A 21565-nucleotide genomic window follows, 5' to 3' on the forward strand; every position below is an offset into this window, starting at 1 on the left:
TCAAGCAGGCAAGTGATTCTACTTTTGGGTTGTCTACTTGACGGGGAAGCTTACGATAGCACTTAGCACATATATCCAGTAAGGCAGAATGAAGGTCTGGCCCACGTCGTCCGTTGAAACCACATCATTGGCTACATTCGAAATCCTTTATACTTGCGACAATCCTTTCGTGAAACTCGTCATTCGAAACTAAACTCGCCGCGGAACACTTCCTTATCATTCAATGAGACGCCGCATACGCGTGACAACTCCACCGGGACTAGATCAGTATTACCGCGTGTGGCAAAGTGGAACTTGTTCAACGCGACATGACACACTGGTGATTCTTCGAATGATTTGACACGCATATCATCATTCGTATCAATTCTGCAGTCTGCGATAACTGACTCAGGCAGGGAGTCGATGATGGCAGGTTTCATTTCCGCCATGTTATAAACCGAGAGCATGGAAACACATGTCCCTTCGGCGACGCCTCCAACGATTTCTTTTGAGAACTCTGGTGAGCCCTTGGAGCTGCCGGCGAAGACGGTCTGACCATTTACTCGCACAAGATATTGCGATGGCTTGAACATTTCCTGCCGGATACAGAACACGGTATCAATCGTTTTTCCATCGATAACAGTCGATGAGGACTGACACCCTGGCGTGGCCGAGGAAAACAGGGAGAGCGTATCTGTTGCAGAAACTGGTTCGCGTGATTCCGGCGGCAGTGCACATGCTGACAGAAAGAGGAGCGGCGGCAGAACAAAGGCAGGGCGACAATCCATATCCATCTCCATAATCACATCAATCTGTTAAGACTCAGGCTCATAGAAAACTGCGGCTAGGCTCGCTAGCGCTCGACCACTGAAACTCTACGTAAACTACCATGTCAACCGAAGGCATCACCTTCGGCTCCAGGCTTTGGCACACCTGATTTCCCGGACTCCTAGACAACGAGTTAATACCCAGAAGTTTGGTTCGAGCAATCATCGGCCTGTGAACCGCAACCAATTCGCGGCTCCTACTGATCAATTCGCTCCAGCGTATTTGGGTCATACCCGCATTCCCGGATAAGTCGCTTGTAGTGGTCATCGATGTTGCGCGTTCCAGACTCCCATGCACCTTTTACGAGTCGATTGCAACGCTCCCTTTCACGTTGCCGCGTTTCTGCAAGGCGCTTCTCATATGCCGCAGAACTAAGGTCTTTCAGTTCGATAGACTCGAGCACCGGCTTGACTAATACCTGATCGATATCGATATCGTAAAGGGGCTTACCGCCTTGATAAGCGACTCCCGCGCTAAACCCAATGGAAGGATATTCCTCATCTCTCATATCCCAACACTCGTACCCTATACTCAAGTAAGACTGCTGGTATTGGCCTCGGAAGTGACCATCTTGATCGATTTTCTCCATGTAACTCATCGTTTCAATCCGCCAGCAGTCTAGTTGTCCGTATCGTATGCGCGTCAAATTACGCTCTTTGGGCCTCGAGTTTTCATCATGCAAATCCATTTGCCAATACTCCTGTCGCTCAATCAACCATTCATCAGGCCTGACGAGCTCCTTCCCGATGAGATGAATATTCGAAGAAATCCCGAAGCCCGCCGCCTTATCTAACACTATAACTTTGCCTTCTCCATATATCATCCTGGCATTAACGCCCCAGTCATCGCGATGGGTATTTCGACTGATTTGCATGGCCTGACAAGGTGATAGCCTCGACCAGAATGAAGGCAGCTTAAAACTAAGACGCTCTAGCTCAATCCGCTGATCGAAATCGAACCCACACGCATCCTGGATGAATACCACATCGTCTCTAAATGAATTGCTCAAGCCAGTACAGCCAGTGGCTACCGATAACACAATCATTGCTAGCTGTAGAATTACTAATCGTCTATTCATGGGAGATTTCTTCTACTCCCATCTGGCTCAATAAAGGTCGGAGGCAAATAGTACTTACTATGTCGGTATATATTCATCGCCGGTTGTTGCCCACCAGCAGCGCATGTTACGTTGTGACAGTGATAGTTGCTGTGAGGACTTTCATCTCCCAGAAGGTATGGGAGTGAAAGAATACTACCCAAGAATGCTCCAGATGTGTTTCGATCATAGTTATTACCTAATAATGGCATTGTTGCTACTGAATCAGTTAATGGGTATCCAAAATATGACGTTCGAGCTGTATTCTCATTTAGCTGAAAAATCACACGATTCTCTGAATCATCTGATTTCTTAACTACAAAACCAGCTTCATCAGCAACCTTGAAGAATCTACCAGCTTTTACAGGCGCACCAGATAACAACAAGGTTCCAGTTTTTTTCACCCCATCGTCGTTCGTGAAATCAAGCCCGTCAATCGCACGATAGGTAATCAGCCCACCCTGACTGTGTCCCGCGAGATTGATCGTATGATTTTGATCGATGCCTTTTTGCAAGAAACTCTTAAACTGTCGCACATTCCCGGATGAAACAATACTACTCGTTGGTAGCAAATCCCATGTTGTCTCCACGATATCGCCCGACAGACCATGCTCTGGGTTATACGCAACGATAAACTCCTCTGCCCCGGTCTGTTGTGCGCCATTTCTTATAGCCTCTTCCATGGAGTTCTGTATGCCATTCGTGAAGACATAGTCGTTATCTTCAGGTCGATCTACTTCGCCCAGCACCTCCAACTTATTAAGATCGATGATCAACTTTCCTGTTTTCTGATCCGTTGTTAATGGCGCCCGCACACGGTAATAGAACTGATCGCCCACGATCAGCGCCGGGACCTGGCCCATCAATCCACCATGATTTGTAACCCCCGGAAACAGGCCGGAACTGAAAATGCCAAAACCATCCAGCCAATCCACGGTCTTGTTATAACCCTCTGTGATTCTGCTCATCCCATCGACGAAGGCATTACCACTCTCTATCTCACCAAGCGCGTCCAGCATGTGGTAAGCCCGGACCGTGTTACGCCCATATTCGTTGAAGTCGTCTTTCCATCGACCGAAGGTGTTTTCACTGATCCTGGTATCAGGGTCGTCACTGGCAAACATCCCTCTCAATGTGCTCAGCGAACTGTCACTCACATACACTGTGGTTTCCTGCTCGCGATCACGGGTTATGACCTGTGCCTGCGCCAGATCACGATTCAGCCCACTGATACTATCCCTACCCGTACCCTGATCCGCACGCACGATCACACTCCCCGCACCGACTGTCGCGCGATTTATCTGACGGTAATCGTGATTGTTGTAATAACCGGAAAATGTCCCACCCAACCCTGCTGAACCGTCCTCTTGCCTGCCAGATCGTACCGGCTGATTGGTTGCCCGATTATTCGATTCCTGCTGAGCATTATCACCGCTAAAGGTCAGGCTCACATTCGCATAATATGACTTCTCTCTATCCCTATCGTATAAGTCACTGAAACTGAGGGTTTGAGTATCAAACGAGAGATCCCCGTTCTCAGCAGCGATTACTGCGCCGCCCAGATGTGTATGCCCTCCGACCTGGGCGTTTACTGAATCGCGCCCGATCAAGCGTGTCTGCTCTTCCACCCAGGCCTTTTCACCACTGGTTTTGCCATAACCCAACGATCCGGAAACCGAGGTACCCATTCCGACCACCACGCGCAGGCTTCCATCGATCCGCTCCCCATCGGCTCGACCTGTATCCTGCAACGACGCCACTGTCAGATCATTGCCAATATCCAGTGCGATATGGCTGCCTTCGACTACTGCACCCATCACCTGGGTGTCGCCACCACTTTTCACGTCGATTCTGCCACCCGCAGCAATTTGGCTATTGTTAAAGCCCTGCTGATCACGCTCCAAATCGTTTCGACCAAGATGCACGCTACCGTATATGCCGACTGCAACACCACCCTCACCAGCCGTAGCAGATATACCAACCTCTCCTCCCCCACTGCGGCCTCGTTCTTCATAGCGGCTATACGATTTCTGCGCATCGATATACCGGTCACGACCGGCAATCATTCGGATATCCTGCTCCGCAGAGACCTCACTCCCCCGCACCATTAGATCACTCAACGCGCGGATTTCGGCACTTCCTCCAGCATAAAGCATGCTGCTCTGTGCACCGGTAGCCCTGTAGTCCATCTCCTGATCGTCGAAACTGCCACCGAACCCGGCACTTGCTGTATTCTTTTGTGCATTGATGATGAGACCATAACGCTCGAACCGCGTATCTATGTCTTGAACGAACTCATTAGTCGCCGCCTCGATACCAATATCACGTGCACTCAGACGCAGGTCAGCAACGGACATCATCCGAGAACCTTGCAGGCGGATGTCCTCATCAGCCTTTATACTGACATCTCTTCCAGCCCACACCTCTGCACCACGCGCTAGCGTATTTCTCTCCATTGATGTGGTCGTCGTCGTCGTTGTGCCCACAAATCCGTTTGCCGTTGGACCAGTCAGGAAATTATCGATAGCATCAATGGCTTTCAGATTCCCACTTATCTTGCTCACTGCGTCGTCGCCATCGTCAGACGCACGAATCGCATCAACCGTGTCTTCAAAGTTGTGCTGCAGACCAGCGCTTATTCCGCTGCGACTCAAGCTTTCGACATGACGCATTGTTTCCGTGCTTTCTTCGCTAATTAGCTGTATCGACCCTCCTGTCATAATGTCGATATCTCTCCCTGCGAGAATTTCTCCTGCTCCGTGAAGCACATCGGTCTTGGCTGCAATCCGAATGTCATTTCCTGCCTGAATTCGTCCAAGATTGACGTCATCCTTATAATGCTCACTAGTCAATCCACGTGTTTCAATACCCGCGAAGGAATTCATGCCATTGCCGTCAAACTTCACCTCAAGCCCAACGCGCTCGACCGTCTGCTCTTCCCTGTCCATTGAATAGCTTCTACCGGCTGCGATCCTTACTTCGTTTGCCGATACATATAGGTCTCGACCGGCATTGATCTCCGAACCCATGACATCCACACCGCCGGTTGCGGAAATCTGAATATCCTTCCTGGCTTCGAGAATCGAGCCAACATAGCTTTCTTCGGTTTTCCAGTGCTTATCATGCCGCTCCTCGGCAATACTCAGAAAGTCATCTTCTAACTTCAGCTTTATCCTGCTTTTGTATTCGTGTTCGAACACCGCCAGCGCCTCCTTCTCGCCGACGATGTTGATGTTCGCCTGGCGGTCGTCGCCGGACTGGTAGCCGGCATCGGCCATGATGTTCTCGGCGCGGATGCGGCCGGCCACGACGTTGATGTCGCCTGCGGCAAGCAGGATGGTGTCGCCGCCGCTGGTGAGCTCGGCATGCCCGAGGCGCTGCGCCTCGGAGCGGTGCACGCTGCCGGATTTCGAGAAGCCGCCGAAGCCGCTCTTGTGCCGCTCCTTGCGGTAGGTGCTGTATTCGAAGCCGGACAGCACGTTGAGGCTGTCGCCGGCATAGAGCATCAGGTCCTGGCCGGCCGCGATGCGGGTGCCTTCCAGCACCACCCGCCCGCTCTCCTGCGGACCTTGTGCGCCCAGGTTGACGAAGACGTTGCCGCCGCTGGCGAGCTCCGTTTCCACCAGCTTGACGTCCCGGCTCTCGATGATGGTCGTCTTGCTGCGGCCGAAGCTCTTTTTCTTCTTGCGGTAGTAGTAGTAATAGTCTTCGTTGTTCACGCCGAGCAGGCGCATGTCGCCGCCGGCATTGAGGGACAGCATGCTGTCTTCACCGTCTCCGGCGCGGATCCGGCTGCCGTAGGTGATGAGGTCCTGCCCTGCCTGGATGGCCAGATCGCCGCGGCTTGCCAGCGTGACGACGTCGTGGCGCACGGTGCGCCTGATCTCGCGCGCGCCCTGGATGGTCTCGGTCTGGCGCAGGTTGCGCAGGGCCTCGAGCCGGACGTTCTCCCCGCGGATGCGGATGTCTTCGGCCTGCACCTGGCTGCCGGCGAGTTTCACGTCCCCGTCGGCGTCGATCACCATCGCGCCGCCGGCCGTGAAACGACCCACGGTATGGTCGATCTCGCGGGTCTTGCTGCCGAAGGTGAACCAGCCGCGCGAGATGGTCCCGCTGGACCGGTCGATCCGGATCGCCTCCTGGCTTATATCCCCTTCCGCCTGCAGGATGATGTCGCCATCCGCCCGGTAGCGCCCGGCGGTATCGACGATGTCGCGCTCGGCCGAGAGCAGGATGTCGCCCCCGGCCGCGAGCCGGCCGGTATCGAGGATCACGGCCTCGTTGCCCCGGCCGCTCACCAGGCGATCGTTGCGGATGTCGCGTGCCGCGACGACGATGTCGCCGCCGGCGGTCAGGTTGCCGCTGTTGCGGTAGTCGCCGTCTTCCACCCGGGCGACGATGTCGCCTCCGGCCTCGAGCGTGCCGATGACGTCGCGCCGCTGGTAGGTGGTGACATCGTGCGGGCCATCGTCCCGTACCTGGCGACGACCGAAGAAACTGTCGTCGTCGTCCGGCGTGTACTTCTGCCAGGTCTCGCGCTGGCGGCGATCGCTGGCGCGGGCCAGCAGGGTGGCGTTCTCGATACCGTCACCGGCCTGCTGCAGGATGTCGCCCCCGGCGGTGACCTCTGCCCCGATGTGCCGGATATGCCCGCCAGCATCCTGGATGATGTCGCCCGCGGCCTGCAGGCTCGCCTGCTGCACCTGGACGTCGTGCAGGGTGCGTTGTGTGTCGCTGGTGCTGACCAGGCTGTGGTCTTCCCAGGTACTGCGGTGTGTCGTCACCTGTTCGCGGAGATAGCGCTGGGCCAGGCTCTCGTTGACGATATCGCCGCCGGCCTGCTGCATGATGTTACCGGCCGAGCCGAGCTCCGTGCCGCGATTCTCGATGTTGTTGCCGGCCACCTGCACCAGACCGCCCTCGCCCGCCTCGATCTCTGCCACGTCCACCGTCACCTGCTGGGCGCGCACCGTGCTGCGCGTGCGGGTTTCCTCTCCGTCGCCGTAGAAATAGTGGACGCGGTTGCCCCGGCGGTTCGCCATGTCCCACTGCCGCTCGCGCACCGACATCACGCTCGCCGTGCGGATATCGCCCTCCGCCTGCATCAGGATGCTCTCGCCCGACAGGTAACCGGCCTGCTGGGTGATGTCGCCGCCGCGGGCGACCAGCACCAGGCTGCCATCGGCCGATGTCGATCCGGCAGTCATCGAGGCCACCGATGGTGTTGCCGATGCCCGCACGGCACGGATGTCGGCCTGCGTCAGGGTCATGTCGTCCTGCGCGATCAGCAGCACGCTGCCGCCCTGCACGTTCGCCGTGCCGGCATCGCCTGCCCGGTAGGTCGCGTTGCCGGCCATCGTCACCCGCTTCGGCTCGGCGGTCTGCGCGCGGCGGGCCTGCAGTTTCATCAGGCCGCTCCAGGGCGCGGCGACGGCGATGTGGCGCAGCGGGCGTTCCTGCGCCAGATGCGCCGGCGGCGTGCGGCGCCGGTCGGCGATGTCGATGGACTGCGCCTGCACCAGCACCTGGTTGCCGGCCAGGACCTGGGCGCCATCCTGCACGTAGCGGCCGCTCAGCTGCACCACCACGTCGTTGCCCGCCGCGATCTGCGCCGTGCGATAACGCACCTGGCCATCGGCGTCGACATACCAGTCGCGCTGCCGGCCGCTGATGTTGAGGTCGACGGCCTCGATCACCAGGTTGTCGCCGGCCAGCAGATCGGCATCGCGGTTGGTGATGGTCTCGCCCTTGAGGAAGAGGTTCTCCTGGGCCACGATCTGCGCGCTCAGGCGCTCGGCCCGGTGCTGCAGGCCGCCGCCCGCCTCCGGCAGCAGCAGCCGGGGGACATAGAGGGTGCGGCCATCGGCCTGCGCCTGCGGCGCGAACACCAGCACCGGCTCCCGGACCGCGGCACGCTGGCTGCTGTCGGGCAGCTGGCCGAAGGCGAGGCCGGTGGCCTCCATGTAGGCCCGGGTGTTGCCGTACAGCGTGCTCAGCTGCCCCAGGCCGTTGCGGTCCCCGGTGGCAAAGGACACGCCACCCTGCGCACGCAGCGCGTGCATGAGGAGCTCGGCCAGGTAGACGTCGTCACCCGCCAGCTGCGCGTTCGGCCCGAGCCGGATGCCGCCGGCATCCAGGAACGCACGGGTGAGCCGGGTGGGGTCGGATACCAGCAGGTCGTTGTCGTACAGTGGCCGCAGGATGTGCCGGTAGTCACCGCCGGATTGCGCGAACCAGGCCTGGCCACCGAGCGCGTCCAGGTAGCCCGCGGTGTCGATCACGCCGCCGGCCGGGGCCGCCGGCGTCCAGCCGCCACCGGTGTTGTTGATCACGGGGGCATCGAGGATGACGTTGCCGCCCTCGATCATCCCGCTGTTGTCGAGCCGCTGGCCGAGCGTGGCCTGCAGCCGCCGCCCGGCGCTGATCACGCCGTAGTAGGGCGCCACGTTGCCGTTGCTGAGCACCTCACCCGTGATGGAGAGGTTCCGCCCGGCCGTGATCTGGCCGCCCTGGTTGGCCAGGGTGCCGACCTGCAGGTTGACGTCGCTGCCGCTGATGCGGCCCGTGCCGGTCTGGGTCAGGCGCTCGGCCTGGATGCCGACCACGCCGGTGACGGCCTCGTCCAGGTTCAGCTCGGCGATCAGCCGGGCGTTGGCGTCCTGGATCTCGCGCGTGAGGTCGGCGGCGCTGCGCTGCCTGCCGTCCAGGATGGCGCGCGTATGCGCCATCACCAGGTCACTGGGGTCGAGGATCATGCCGCTCTGGCCCAGCTGGTTGTTCGTCAGGTCCAGCGCCGTGATCAGCCCGCTGTTGTGGATCTGCCCCGTCACCTCGCCGGGCAGCCGGTGGCCGATGTCCACGGCGCCCTCCAGCGAGACGATCAGCCCGCTGTTGTCGAGCCGCTCGTCCACCAGCAGGCGCAGGGCGCCCTGGTTCTCGATCAGCCCCTGGTTGTCGAGCCGGCTTACCCGCAGGGTGCCGTCGGCGAGATCGGCCAGCACGTCCTGGTTGATCAGTTCGTACAGGTCGATGTGGCGTTGCCCGCCGATCTGCTGGGTGCCCGTGGCATCGTGGCGATAGCTGCCGTCACCCTGCAGGTAGAGCTCCCCGCCGGCGACCAGGCTGCCATCCAGGATCAGCTGCGCGCCGGCGGCGGTGACCAGCGTCATGTCGCCGGCGGCACGCAGGCTGCCGGTGCTGCGGATGTCGCCGGCGGCCGCGGCGATGCGCAGGTCCCCGCCGCTGTCGAAACGGCGCCCGCTGTCGAGGTCGGCCTGGATGGTCAGGTCCCGCCCGGCCGCCGTCTCGATGTCGGCCTGGGTGTTCAGCGTGCCGGCGGCGAGCGTCAGGTCGCGCTGCGAGACCACGCGGCAGGCCCCGTCGCCCGCCGCGCAGTGGAGGTTGATGGCCCCGCCCGCGCTGAGCTGTCCCGGACCATCGGTGATCTGCGCCGCCTCGCCGCTGATCTGCCAGGTGACATCGCCGGCGGCAACGGTGCTGCCGGTGGTGCGGATCTCGGCCCGGGCGTCGGTGGTGCCGATCGTGACGTCGCCACCCTGCGCCTCGGCGCTGCCATAGACGAGGTCGTCCTGCGAGGCCAGGTCGACGGCGCCGCCCGCCGTCACCGCGCCGGCCGTGAGCCGGCCCGACTGGCTGCTGACGTCGACGTCGCCGCCCGCACGCAGCTGCGCCGCCTGCACATCCCCGTCGGCTACGAGCACGACGTCGCCCGCCGCCTGGGTGAGGCCGTCGCTCACGAGGTCCGCCCCGGCCGCCGTGGTGCCGATGCGCACATCGCCGGCCTGGCTGCGCGCATCGCGATACACCAGGTCGCCGGCGGCGGTGATCTCGATGTCGCCGCTGGCGAGCAGGTCGGTGGGCAGGCTGACGCCGGTACCCGCGTCCGTGGCCCGGATGAAGATCTGACCGGCATGCATGGCACCGGCGGCGGAGGCATCGATGGCCACGCTCACGTCGCGCCCGCCGGCAGACGGGTCTGGCTGCCAGGTGGTCGCGGCGCCATCGGCCACGGTCATCTCGCCGGCACCGGCGTACAGCTGCAGCTGGCCGCCGAGGGCCTCGACCAGGCCGTCCACGCTGGCCTGCCGGGTCAGCAGGGTGGTGATGTCGACATTCGAGGCATCCAGCCCGCCCGCGCCGATGATCAGCTGCGCGGTGTTGTTGCGGTCCACCGTCAGCCGGATGGTGGCGCCATCCAGGGCATCCAGCTCGGGCACGGCGGTGCTCAGCAGCACCTCCTGCAGGCGCGTGCCGGCATCGCCCGCCGCGGTGGGCGTGCGGATGAAACCGCAGCCGTCGCAGGTGATGCCGTTGGGGTTGGCGAGGATGTAGCGGGCGTTGTCACCGAACAGCTCGGTGGTGCCGTTCAGGTCGCTGCGGCGGTTGCTGGTGACTTCGTTGAGGATGATGCGGGCCGTGCCGCCGGCCAGGTTCGGGTTGGCGGCCAGGTCACCCGCCAGCGCAGAGGTGCCGTCCACCCGGGAGTTGTTGATGACCGCACCCTCGGTGCCGACACTGAAACGGTCGAAGGTGTTGTGCGAGACGCCGCCGGCAGACGGCCGGGCGATGTTGACGACCTCGGCCCCGCCGATGCGGTCGACCGTGGTGGCGGTGGCGCCGTCGGCCACGATGTCGGCATGGACCAGTCCGCTGTGCAGCGTGACGGCACTGCAGAAGGCGGCGGCGAGGGCGAGGGGCGACTTGCGGAGTGCGGCCAGATCCATCTGGAGATACTTCCCTGATTGTGTGTCCTGCGACGGGTTTTATGCGCGCTCGAACCGAAAAGGATACCAAAAATCGACGCCGGCGCCATAAGGATGTCTTATGCCTTATAAGCCGGCCGGGCTACCACCACTTCCAGTCCACGCTGGCATAGAAGATGTGGTCGTCGGCCTCGACGATGTCCGGGTGATGCAGCGGATGGCCGTAGGTGGCAGACCAGGTCAGCACCTGCCGCCAGGGCAGTGACACCGACTGCTGCACGCCCAGGGCGACACCGGCCAGCCAGGCATCGGGCTCGCCCGAATTGGCCAGGTTGTCGTTGATGGCCACGAGATACCCGCCGTCCAGTCCCAGGGAGAGGCTCATGCCCCGCGTCAGGACGGAATCGCCCGGCAGGTCCCAGATCAGGTCGTTGCGCAGATACGCGCCCGAATCGCCCGCCAGCGGCGAGTTGCGAAAGCCCCGCACCGTGCCCGAATCCCCCAGCGTGATCTGCTCCGAGCCGAACAGCGGGTCGCGGCTCAGCTGGCCGGACAACAGGCCGCGATAGCTCCAGCCCTCGCCGAGCACGCCCAGGGTCTGGATGGTGGAGACATCGAGACTGAGTTTTTCGAACTGGGCGCGCGGCACGTCGTCATCGCGCACCGGCCCGTCCTGCAGGGCATCGAACAGGTCCAGGCCGCGCGCATAGGCCGCGCCGAAGGACCAGATGCCGCTCGGGACACGCCGCACGTGCTGGGCGTCGATGGTGAAGATGGTCAGCCTGCGCGAGCTGGTATCCAGGCGCACGTCCTCGAGAAAGCTGTCGTTCGCCTTGTGCGCCAGGTCCATGCCGAAGCTGGTCTTGCTGTGCCGGTCGCGGTGGACGACCCGCGAGGCCTTCAGCCGGCTGGTGGTCGAGTCGCCGCTCAGCCTGAAGTCGCCGACGTTGTCGCTGATGGTGGTGAGGTAGCGGGAATAGCTGTGGTTGAGATTGAGCGTCCAGTAGCCATAGGGGATGGACAGGTTGGCGCTGATGCTCTCGCTGTCCTTCTCCTCGTCATCGCCGCCCACGTATTGCGAGGCCGTGATCATCCACTGATCGTTCAGCCACAGCAGGTTGTCGACGTCGGCGACCAGCTTGCCCTGGTCCTGCCCGGTGCTCTCTGACCCGAGGTTGTCGTAGCCCAGGTGATAGCGGAAACGGTCCTCCGGCTGGTTGCTGATCTGCAGCTGGCCGTAGCCGGGCTTCTCCGGCACCGGGACGATATCCATGGTCGCCCGGTTCGATGTGAGGCGGTTGATCTGTTCCAGACCCTGCTCGATGTCGCGGATGTAGGCGACCTCGTCGACCATGCCGGGAAAGGCGGTGAGCACCTGCAGGCGGTCGTGCAGGCGGCCTTCATTCAGCTTGATGCTGTCGAGCCGGCCCTCGAGGACCTGGAAGATCAGCACGCCCTCCTTCAGGTTCTGCTCCGGCAGCAGATAGGCCCGCGAGAGTATCCAGCCCTTCTCGATGTAGAACCGGTCGATGTCCACGCGCAGGCGATCGATGTCCTCGACCGTGAGGCAGCGATTCAGATAGGGCTCGATCAGGGACTGTTTTTCGAAGGCGTAGAGATTGTCCGCACCGCGCAGCTCGATCCGGGTGATCTCGAAGCACACGGGCGGCACCGCCCGCTCCGGCGCCGGTTCCGGCGTGGGCGGCTCGAGCACGCGCAGCGAGCGTTCCAGCTCCCGCAGGTTGCGCTCGCGTTCGAGCAGCTTGAGCTGCTGCTGTTGCTCGCGCAGCAATTGTTCGCTTTGCTGTTCGACCACCGCATCGGGTGGCGCGGCAACGAGTACCGGGGAGAGGCCCACCAGCAGGAGGGGGAAAAACGCGCGGGTCATCCACTTCATGAGCGATCCATGCTGTCCAGCGGCGGGGGGTTTATTGCTATGATTGGCGATTCGCGGCGAATCTTATAACCACCTCAGGGACGATGGCAAATGACGCGCTTTTCCAGGTTACATTCCCTCATCGGCTTGTGCTGCCTGCTGCTGGCCAGCGGTTTCAGTCACGCGGGCAGCCAGTTCTATCTGGGCCTCGACGCCGCCCGGCACACCCTCGACACCGAGACCACCACGACCTATTCCGCCATCGAGCCGACCAGTTTCGGCGAGGCGCGCGACACCTATGGCAACTGGGGAATGCGCGCCGGCTACAAGTTCAAGAGCCGCCTGACCGATCGCCACTTCTGGGCGCCGGAACTGGCCGTGATGACCTTCGATGACGACGACTATCTCTATGGCACCCACCTGCGCCTCGGCTATGAACTGGCGCCGCTGGAGGTCTACACCAGCCTGGGCGTCAGCCGGATCGAGAAGTTCACCGACAATCGCCTGAGCTATGGGCTCGGCCTTGAATACCGGCTGACCAATCATGCATCATTCAGCGCCGAGTGGACGCGCTACGACCCGATCGAGGAGTCCACCCGGTCGACCGTCTTCATCGGCCTGACCGAGGTCGACATCCAGACCCGGACGGAGCGCTCGCTCGACACCATTCGAATCGGATTCACCTATTACTTTCAGGGATCGATATGAAAACCACACGCCTGCTCGTCATCGGCATCTTCGTCCTCGGTGCCGCCGGCCTCGCCTATCAGTTCTATCCGCGACAGACCATCGACGAGGCGTCTGCGCCCGTCGATGCGGCCAGCACCGGGACACCGGCCAGCAATACCGACGACCCCGTTCTGGCGCGCGTGAACGGCACCCCCGTGCACAAGTCGGAGCTCATTCCCTACCTGCAGGACCTGGCGAGCAACGAGCAACTGCTGCAGTGGGGCCAGCTCGAATCCATTCCGCCCGAGATCTTCGAGACCGCCCTTCTCAATCTGACGCAGGACCGGCTGGTGCGACAGCTCGCCGACGAGGCGCAGATCACCCGGCGCCCCGAGGTGCAGGCCCTCATGGACAAATCCAGCAACCGGATCGCCAAGCTCGCCTATCTCGACCAGCTGACGCCCGGCCTCGTAGACGAGGCCAGCATCCGGCAGCGCTACGACGAACTGGTCGCCTCCCTGCAGGGCAAGAAGGAATACCGCGCACGCCACATCCTGCTGAAGGACGAACAGGAGGCCGGCACCATCCTGCAGGCCCTGGAAAACCGCCCCTTCGGCGAACTGGCGAAGCTCTTCTCCCTGGATGAGAACACCGGCCTGCGTGGCGGCGACCTGGGCTATTTCCTCCTCGGCACGCTGGACGAGGAGTTCGAGTCACAGCTGACCCGTCTCGAGGTGGGCACCGTCTCGCGGCCATTCCAGACGCGCTTCGGCTGGCATGTCGCCATCCTGGATGACGTGCGCGATGCAAGACCGATGCCCTTCGAGCAGGCCGCCCCCATCATCCGCCAGCAGCTCGAACGCCAGGCGACACAGGCGTGGCTGGATCAGCTGGTGGCAAAGGCCGACATCGAGCCGGCCACTGCGGACGACCTCCAGGGCCGCGCCCCCGACGCGCAATAGCCGTTCACCGGGATGCGCCCTGCCTGACGCCAGGCACAAAAAAAGCCGACCGGTCTCCCGGTCGGCTTTTTTCTGAACCGGAGGTCTCCGGTTCGAAGCAGGCGGTGCTCAGCCCTTCTTGATGAAGAAGGTGAATTCGCCGCCGGCTTCGCTGTGTTCGACCAGCTCGTTACCGGTCTGCTTGCAGAAGGCTTCGAAGTCCTTCACGGCACCCGGGTCGGTGGCGACAACCTTCAGCACGTCACCGGAGTTCAGTTCGGCGATGGCCTTCTTGGTGCGCAGGATCGGCAGCGGGCAGTTCAGGCCGCGAGCGTCGAGTTCGGAAGCGAAGTCAGTCATGGGACCTCCCGTTCGTTATGTAGTCAGCAGTGATTGACAGGGTCTTTTAATCAAGCTTTTCTCGGTAAAACCGCCCTGCAAGTGCATGCGCGGGCCCGAAGAGGCTGCACCTTACCATAGACCCGGCGTATTTCACAATTCTTTGATATACCCGTCCTAAATAGGGCTATAACTATAAAAACAGATGGAAAAACGGGCGGTTAGCGGTATCCTGCGCATTCCTATGAAACTCCATTTCACCAAGATGCACGGCCTGGGCAACGACTTCGTCGTGATCGACGCCATCAACCAGGCCGTCGACCTGACGCCGGAACGCGTGCGCTTTCTCGCCAACCGCCGCCTCGGCGTGGGCTGCGACCAGGTCCTGGTGGTGGAGCCCTCGCCGGTGCCCGAAGCCGACTTCCGCTACCGCATCTTCAATGCCGACGGCAACGAGGTGGAGCAGTGCGGCAACGGGGCGCGCTGCTTCGCGCGCTTCGTGCGCGAGCGCGGCCTGACGGACCGGACCGAGATCCCGGTGCTCACCGGCGGCGGGCGCATCCTGCTGAAGGTGCAGCCCGACGGCCAGGTGACGGTGGACATGGGCCCGCCGCGGCTGACGCCGGCCGACATCCCCTTCGAGGCCGAGGCGGCGAACACGGCCTATCTGCTGGAGGTGGACGGCGAGACCGTGGAGATCGGTGCCGTCTCCATGGGCAACCCCCATGCCGTGCTGCGCGTAGATAATGTGCAGACCGCACCGGTGGCGCGGCTCGGGCCGGCCATCGAGGCGCATCCGCGATTCCCGAATCACGTAAACGTCGGTTTCATGCAGGTGGTGGACCGCAACCACATCCGCCTGCGCGTCTACGAACGCGGCGCGGGCGGGACCCTGGCCTGCGGCACCGGCGCCTGCGCGGCGGTGGTGGCCGGGCGCATCCAGGGCCTGCTCGACGAGCTGGTGGCCGTGGACCTGCCGGGCGGACGTCTTATGATAAGCTGGCCCGGGGACGCCGCGCCGGTGCTCATGACCGGCCCGGCGGAAAGTGTATTCGAGGGGACCATCGACCTATGACCACCCAGACCGAGCGAGACAGCGCGGCACCCGCCCTGACCGACGAGGCCGTGGACGCCTATCTGCGGGCCCATCCGGACTTCTTCGAACGCCACACCGAACTGCTGGCGCTGATGCGCCTGCCCCACCACGTGGGCGGCGGCGCGGTGTCGCTGGTGGAGCGCCAGGTGGGCCTGCTGCGCGACAAGAACCGCCAGCTGGAACGCAAGCTCATGGACCTGGTGCAGGTGGCCCGCGACAACGAGCACCTGAGCAGCCGCCTGCACCGCCTGGCCCTGGCCCTGATGGAGGCCGACGGCCTGGACGGCGTGCTCGCCACCACCCAGGAACTGCTGCGCAGCGAGTTCAAGGCCGACCACGTGGTGGTGCGCCTGATCGGCGAGCCGGGCGCCGCCGACAGCCCGCACCACGTCGACCCCGAGGACGACGGCCTGGCCGCCTTCGACGAGCTGTTCGACACCCGGCGCCCGGCCTGCGGCCGCCTCAGCCAGCGCCAGCTCGGCTTCCTGTTCGGCGAGCATGCGGGCGAGGTGGCCTCGGCCGTGGCCGTGCCCCTGTTCAATGCCGGCCGCCTGGGCGTGCTGGGCCTGGGCAGCCGCGAGGACACCCGCTTCCACCCCGGCATGGGCACCCTGTTCCTGGGCTACCTGGGCGAACTGATCGCCGGGGCCGTACACGCCAACCGGGGCGCCTGACGACCCGGCCGTGAGCGCCCCCGATACCGCCCCCCTCGATGCCTTCCTGCGCCACCTGCGGGAAGAAAGACGCTACTCGCCACACACCCTCACGGGCTATGCCCATGACCTGAACCGCCTGCTCGGCTGGTGCGAACGCGAGGGCGTCGCGTCCTGGACGGCGCTTTCCGGTCACGACGTGCGCCGCTTCGCGGCCGAGCTGCATCGCCAGGGCCTGGGCGGGCGCAGCCTCAAGCGCCAGCTCTCGGCGATACGCCGCTATTACCACTACCTGATGCGCGAGGGCCTGGCCGCCGCCAATCCCGCGCTCGACATCCCCGCCCCGAAGTCGCCGCGCCGCCTGCCCAAGGCCCTGGACGTGGACGAAATGAGCCAGCTGCTCAGGCCGGCGGGCACCGATCCGCTGGCCCTGCGCGACGCCGCCATGCTGGAACTCATGTATTCCTCCGGCCTGCGCCTGGCCGAGCTGGTGGGGCTGAACCTGGACGACGTCGACCGTGACGACGCCCTGCTGCGCGTGACCGGCAAGGGCAGCAAACAGCGCGACCTGCCGGTGGGCCGCCAGGCCCTGCGCGCCCTGGCCGACTGGCTGCGCGCCCGCCCGGGGCTGGCGACCCCGGAGGAACCGGCCCTGTTCGTCAGCCAGCGGGGGCGCCGCCTCTCGCCCCGCGCGGTGCAGAAGCGCTTTCGCGAGCGCGGCATCACGGCCGGTCTCGCCCGCGGCGTGCACCCGCACATGCTGCGCCACTCCTTCGCCAGCCACCTGCTGGAATCCTCCGGCGACCTGCGCGCCGTGCAGGAGCTGCTCGGCCACGCCGACATCAGCACCACCCAGATCTACACCCACCTCGACTTCCAGCACCTGGCGAAGGTCTACGACGCGGCCCACCCGCGGGCCCGCAAGCGGCGCGGCAGCGAATAACCCGCCGCCCGTCCGGGGGAAGCCGGCCGGCCCCTGGTGTACAATGTCCGACCCCTGAATCTTCGGAGACCCCCGCGTGGAACAATACCGTGGCACCACCATCCTGTCCGTGCGCCGCAACGGCAAGGTCGTGATCGGCGGCGACGGCCAGGTCTCGCTGGGTAACACCATCATGAAGGGCAACGCGCGCAAGGTGCGCCGCCTGTACGACAACCGCGTGATCGCGGGCTTCGCCGGCGGCACCGCCGATGCCTTCACCCTGTTCGAGCGCTTCGAGGCCAAGCTGCAGGAACACGGCGGCAACCTCACCCGCGCCGCCGTGGAGCTGGCCAAGGACTGGCGCACCGACCGCATGCTGCGCCGCCTGGAGGCACTGCTGGCCGTGGCCGACGACACCGCCTCGCTCATCATCTCCGGCAACGGCGACGTGATCGAGCCGGAGGAGAGCCTCATCGCCATCGGCTCCGGCGGCCCCTACGCCCAGTCCGCCGCCCGCGCGCTGCTGGAGAACACCGAGCTCTCCGCCCGCGAGATCGTGGAGAAGGGCCTGAACATCGCCGCCGACATCTGCATCTACACGAATCACCACCTGACCATTGAAGAACTCTAGGCCCGCCCGCAACTCTCAGGGTTGACCCCTTCTTCACGCGACACAGAGACCCGCTATCCCATGACCGAGATGACCCCGCGCGAGATCGTCCAGGAACTGGACAAGCACATCGTCGGCCAGCAGGACGCCAAGCGCGCCGTCGCCATCGCCCTGCGCAACCGCTGGCGCCGGCAGCAGCTGCCCGAGGCGCTGCGCCAGGAAGTCACGCCCAAGAACATCCTCATGATCGGCCCCACCGGGGTGGGCAAGACCGAGATCGCCCGCCGCCTGGCACGCCTGGCCAACGCCCCCTTCATCAAGGTGGAGGCGACCAAGTTCACGGAAGTGGGCTACGTCGGCCGCGAGGTCGACTCCATCATCCGCGACCTGGTGGACGTGGCCATCAAGCAGATGCGCGAGCAGGAGGCCGGTCGCCTGCGCCACCGTGCCGAGGACGCCGCCGAGGAACGCATCCTCGACGCCCTGCTGCCGCAGCCGCGCAGCCCCGGCTTCCTCAGCGAGCCGGCGCCGGCCGATGACTCGGGCACGCGCCAGAAATTCCGCAAGAAGCTGCGCGAGGGCGAACTCGACGACCGCGAGATCGAGATCGAGGTGAGCGCCGCGCCGGCGGGCGTGGAGATCATGACCCCGCCCGGCATGGAGGAGATGGCCAGCCAGCTGCAGGGCCTGTTCCAGAACCTGGGCGGCGCGCGCCGGCAGACGCGCAAGATGAAGATCAGGGACGCCATGAAGGTCCTCACGGACGAGGAGGCGTACAAGATGATCAACGAGGAGGAGCTCAAGGCGCGTGCGCTGTCCATGGTCGAGCAGAACGGCATCGTCTTCATCGACGAGATCGACAAGGTGGCCAAGCGCGGCGAGACCGGCGGGGCGGACGTCTCGCGCGAGGGCGTGCAGCGCGACCTGCTGCCGCTGATCGAGGGCTGCACCATCAACACCAAGTACGGCATGGTGCGCACCGACCACATCCTGTTCATCGCCTCCGGTGCCTTCCACCTGTCCAAGCCCTCGGACATGATCCCCGAACTGCAGGGCCGCCTGCCCATCCGCGTGGAGCTCGACGCGCTCTCCGCCGAGGACTTCGTGCGCATCCTCACCGAGCCCAGCGCGAGCCTCACCGAGCAGTACCGCGAGCTGCTGCGCACCGAGGGCGTGGAGGTGGGCTTCACCGACGACGGCGTAAAGCGCATCGCCGAGGTGGCCTTCGAGGTCAACGCCCGCACCGAGAACATCGGCGCGCGCCGCCTGCACACCGTGATGGAGCGGCTGCTCGAAACCGTCTCCTTCGAGGCGCCGGACGGGGCGACGTCGGTGACCGTGGATGCGGCCTACGTGGACCGCTACCTCGGCGAGCTGGTGCAGGACGAGGACCTGAGCCGCTACATACTCTAGGGACGGGTTGACCATGAGCGACCGCAAGACGCACTGGGAAGACGTATACCGCGGCAAGGCCGCCCACGAGCTGGCCTGGTTCCAGCCGCGGGCCGGCACCTCGCTGGACCTGATCGCCGCCGCCGGCATCCCCAATGCCGCCGTCATCGACATGGGCGCCGGCGCCTCCCGCCTGGTGGACGACCTGGTGGCGGCGGGCTTCGTCGACGTCACGGTGGTCGACATCGCCGAGGCCGCCCTGGACCAGGCCCGCGCGCGGCTGGGCACGCTCGCCCAGCGCGTCGCCTGGATCGCGGCCGACGCCACCGAGGTCGAGCTGCCCCGACAGTACGACATCTGGCACGACCGCGCCGTGTTCCACTTCCTGACGACGGATGCCGACCGCGCGGCCTACCTCGATCGCCTGGGCCGTTTCCTCAAGGTCGGCGGTCAGGCCATCATCGCCGCCTTCGCGCCCGACGGGCCGGAGCAGTGCAGCGGCCTGCCCGTGCAGCAGTACGACGAACAGACCCTGGCCGCCACCCTCGGCCCGGACTACACATTGATCGAAAGCCGGCACGAAATGCACGCGACGCCTGCCGGCAACGAGCAGGCTTTCGTATACTGCCGGTTCGAGAAACGCGCCTGAACGCCCAGCGGAGAGTGACATGACACGCCCGACCGAGATCCACCTGCACCAGAAGTCCCGCATCCTGGAACTCGCCTACGAGGACGGCACGCGCTTCAAGCTGCCCTGCGAGTACCTGCGCGTCTACTCCCCGTCGGCGGAGGTGCGCGGCCACGGCCCCGGACAGGACGTACTGCAGATCGGCAAGGAGGCAGTGAACATCAACGCCATCGAGCCCATCGGCAACTACGCCGTCAAGTTCGTGTTCTCCGACGGCCACGACACCGGCATCTACGACTGGAACTACCTCTACGACCTGGGCCTCAACCACAAGGCCTACTGGCAGCAGTACCTCGAACGGCTGGAAGAGGCCGGCTACCAGCGCAAGACCGACAACTGATCCACGCACCGCAACAACAGGGCCCGCGCAGATGAGCGAGAAGAAGACGACCCACTTCGGATATCAGGAAGTGCCGATCGAGGAAAAGGCGCGCAAGGTCGCGGGCGTCTTCCATTCCGTCGCCGACAAGTACGACGTGATGAACGACCTCATGTCCATGGGCATCCACCGCCTGTGGAAACGCTTCACCATCGAGCAGGCGGCCGTGAAGAAGGGCCAGCGCGTGCTGGACCTGGCCGGCGGCACCGGCGACCTGGCCCTGCGCTTCTCCCGCCTGGTGGGCCCGGACGGGCAGGTGGTGCTCTCCGACATCAACGCCTCCATGCTCGCGCGCGGCCGTGAGCGCCTCACCGACGAGGGCGTGGCCGGCAACATCGAGTACGTGCAGGCCAATGCCGAGGCCCTGCCCTTCCCGGACAATCACTTCGACCTCATCACCATCGCCTTCGGCCTGCGCAACGTCACGGACAAGGACGCCGCGCTGCGCTCCATGTACCGCGTGCTCAAGCCCGGCGGTCGCCTGCTGGTGCTGGAGTTCTCCAGGCCCGTGGCCCCCGGCCTCTCGCCGGTGTACGACCTCTATTCCTTCCGGCTGCTGCCCTTCATGGGCAAGCTGGTGGCCAACGACGCCGAGAGCTACCGCTACCTCGCCGAGTCCATCCGCATGCACCCGGACCAGGAGACGCTCAAGGCCATGATGCAGGAAGCCGGCTTCGAGCGCTGCGAGTACTTCAACCTCACCGGCGGCATCGTCGCCCTGCACTCGGGCTACAAGCTCTAGTCATGGACGCCCCCGTCCTCCTCACCGCCGCGATCGAGAACGCCCTGAACGGCTACTTCGCGCTCGACGACCGGGCCCGTGCGCGGCTCGCCGAGCTCGAGGGCAAGGTCGTCGCACTGGAGATCACCGGGCTGGACCTGACGCTCTACTTCGTGCCGGGCGCGGCCGGCCTGCAGGTGCTGGGACGCTACGGCGACCGGCCCGACACGGTGATACGCGGCACGCCCATGGCGCTGGCGCGCCTCTCGCTAGCAGACGACCCCAACCGCGTGGTGCTGTCGGGCGACGTGAGCATCGACGGCAACACCCACGCCGGGCGCGTGTTCCGCGAGGCGCTGGCATCCGTCGAACTCGACTGGGAGGAGCTGCTGTCGAAGGCCGTGGGCGACATCACCGCGCACCAGATCGGCAATGCCCTGCGCGGGCTGGGCGGCTGGGCCAGGCGCTCGGCCGGTTCGCTGCGCATGGACGTGACCGAATACCTGCAGGAGGAATCCCGCGACCTGCCCACGCGCTACGAGATCGAGGACTTCGTCAACGGCGTGGACGACCTGCGCGACGGGGTCGAACGCCTGGCCGCCCGCGTGGCGCGCGCCACCCGCCGCCTCGGCGACCCGGACCAACAGTAACCC

The 21565-nt window shown here is 63.9% G+C and carries 16 protein-coding genes; 11 read left to right on the forward strand and 5 right to left on the reverse strand.

The features are described from left to right. Positions 1–179: 179 nt before the first annotated feature. From HUJ28_08155 to HUJ28_08170, 4 genes are all read right to left on the reverse strand, one after another. Positions 180–779, reverse strand: coding sequence for a hypothetical protein (locus HUJ28_08155; GenBank protein MBD3619431.1), 600 nt, complete (start codon positions 777–779; stop codon positions 180–182). Between the two features lie 224 nt (positions 780–1003). Next, positions 1004–1885, reverse strand: a complete 882-nt coding sequence (locus tag HUJ28_08160; protein ID MBD3619432.1) for a hypothetical protein — start codon at positions 1883–1885, stop codon at positions 1004–1006. Further along, entirely contained in the window at positions 1882–10647 is an 8766-nt protein-coding gene (locus tag HUJ28_08165; protein MBD3619433.1) for a hemagglutinin repeat-containing protein, read from the reverse strand. The genes HUJ28_08160 and HUJ28_08165 overlap by 4 nt, the downstream gene beginning before the upstream one ends. 121 nt (positions 10648–10768) lie before the next feature. After that, the gene (locus HUJ28_08170) at positions 10769–12523 is read right to left on the reverse strand and encodes a ShlB/FhaC/HecB family hemolysin secretion/activation protein (GenBank protein MBD3619434.1); all 1755 of its coding nucleotides are present in this window, start codon (positions 12521–12523) and stop codon (positions 10769–10771) included. A 90-nt stretch (positions 12524–12613) separates the two neighbouring features. On the opposite strand from HUJ28_08170, the gene HUJ28_08175 reads away from it, so the two are divergent. Both HUJ28_08175 and HUJ28_08180 read left to right on the forward strand, forming a co-directional pair. After that, positions 12614–13210 (forward strand): outer membrane beta-barrel protein, encoded by a 597-nt coding sequence (locus tag HUJ28_08175; protein MBD3619435.1) that lies wholly within the window; start codon positions 12614–12616, stop codon positions 13208–13210. Continuing rightward, positions 13207–14133 carry a peptidylprolyl isomerase gene (locus HUJ28_08180; protein ID MBD3619436.1) on the forward strand — a complete coding sequence of 309 codons (927 nt, stop codon included), beginning with the start codon at positions 13207–13209 and terminating at the stop codon, positions 14131–14133. The genes HUJ28_08175 and HUJ28_08180 overlap by 4 nt, the downstream gene beginning before the upstream one ends. Positions 14134–14241: 108 nt before the next feature. On the opposite strand, the gene HUJ28_08185 is transcribed toward HUJ28_08180, so the two are convergent. Beyond that, complete coding sequence (locus tag HUJ28_08185; GenBank protein MBD3619437.1) at positions 14242–14472, reverse strand: sulfurtransferase TusA family protein; 231 nt, start codon at positions 14470–14472, stop codon at positions 14242–14244. A 223-nt stretch (positions 14473–14695) separates the two neighbouring features. Here HUJ28_08185 and dapF point away from each other — a divergent pair, with 223 nt between their 5' ends. The 9 genes from dapF to HUJ28_08230 all read left to right on the forward strand — a co-directional run bounded on the left by dapF (position 14696) and on the right by HUJ28_08230 (position 21562). After that, on the forward strand, positions 14696–15526 hold the full coding sequence (dapF, locus tag HUJ28_08190; GenBank protein MBD3619438.1) for a diaminopimelate epimerase: 831 nt from the start codon (positions 14696–14698) through the stop codon (positions 15524–15526). Then, positions 15523–16221, forward strand: a complete 699-nt coding sequence (locus HUJ28_08195; protein ID MBD3619439.1) for a DUF484 family protein — start codon at positions 15523–15525, stop codon at positions 16219–16221. The genes dapF and HUJ28_08195 overlap by 4 nt, the downstream gene beginning before the upstream one ends. Before the next feature lie 10 nt (positions 16222–16231). Then, a complete protein-coding gene (gene xerC, locus HUJ28_08200; GenBank protein MBD3619440.1) occupies positions 16232–17143 on the forward strand; it encodes a tyrosine recombinase XerC in 912 nt (303 codons plus the stop codon). 76 nt (positions 17144–17219) lie between these two features. Further along, positions 17220–17753: an ATP-dependent protease subunit HslV gene (gene hslV, locus HUJ28_08205; protein MBD3619441.1), complete on the forward strand. Its 534-nt coding sequence runs from the start codon at positions 17220–17222 to the stop codon at positions 17751–17753. A 60-nt stretch (positions 17754–17813) separates the two neighbouring features. Further along, the gene (gene hslU / locus HUJ28_08210) at positions 17814–19145 is read left to right on the forward strand and encodes an ATP-dependent protease ATPase subunit HslU (GenBank protein MBD3619442.1); all 1332 of its coding nucleotides are present in this window, start codon (positions 17814–17816) and stop codon (positions 19143–19145) included. 13 nt (positions 19146–19158) lie between these two features. Further along, a complete protein-coding gene (locus tag HUJ28_08215) occupies positions 19159–19773 on the forward strand; it encodes a class I SAM-dependent methyltransferase (protein MBD3619443.1) in 615 nt (204 codons plus the stop codon). A gap of 19 nt (positions 19774–19792) precedes the next feature. After that, positions 19793–20152, forward strand: coding sequence for a DUF971 domain-containing protein (locus HUJ28_08220; protein ID MBD3619444.1), 360 nt, complete (start codon positions 19793–19795; stop codon positions 20150–20152). Positions 20153–20183: 31 nt separating this feature from the next. Beyond that, positions 20184–20933, forward strand: a complete 750-nt coding sequence (gene ubiE / locus HUJ28_08225) for a bifunctional demethylmenaquinone methyltransferase/2-methoxy-6-polyprenyl-1,4-benzoquinol methylase UbiE (protein MBD3619445.1) — start codon at positions 20184–20186, stop codon at positions 20931–20933. Positions 20934–20935: 2 nt separating this feature from the next. After that, positions 20936–21562 (forward strand): SCP2 sterol-binding domain-containing protein, encoded by a 627-nt coding sequence (locus HUJ28_08230; protein MBD3619446.1) that lies wholly within the window; start codon positions 20936–20938, stop codon positions 21560–21562. Positions 21563–21565 lie beyond the last annotated feature (3 nt).

Source organism: Chromatiales bacterium, from assembly GCA_014762505.1.
Lineage (GTDB): Bacteria > Pseudomonadota > Gammaproteobacteria > SpSt-1174 > SpSt-1174 > SpSt-1174.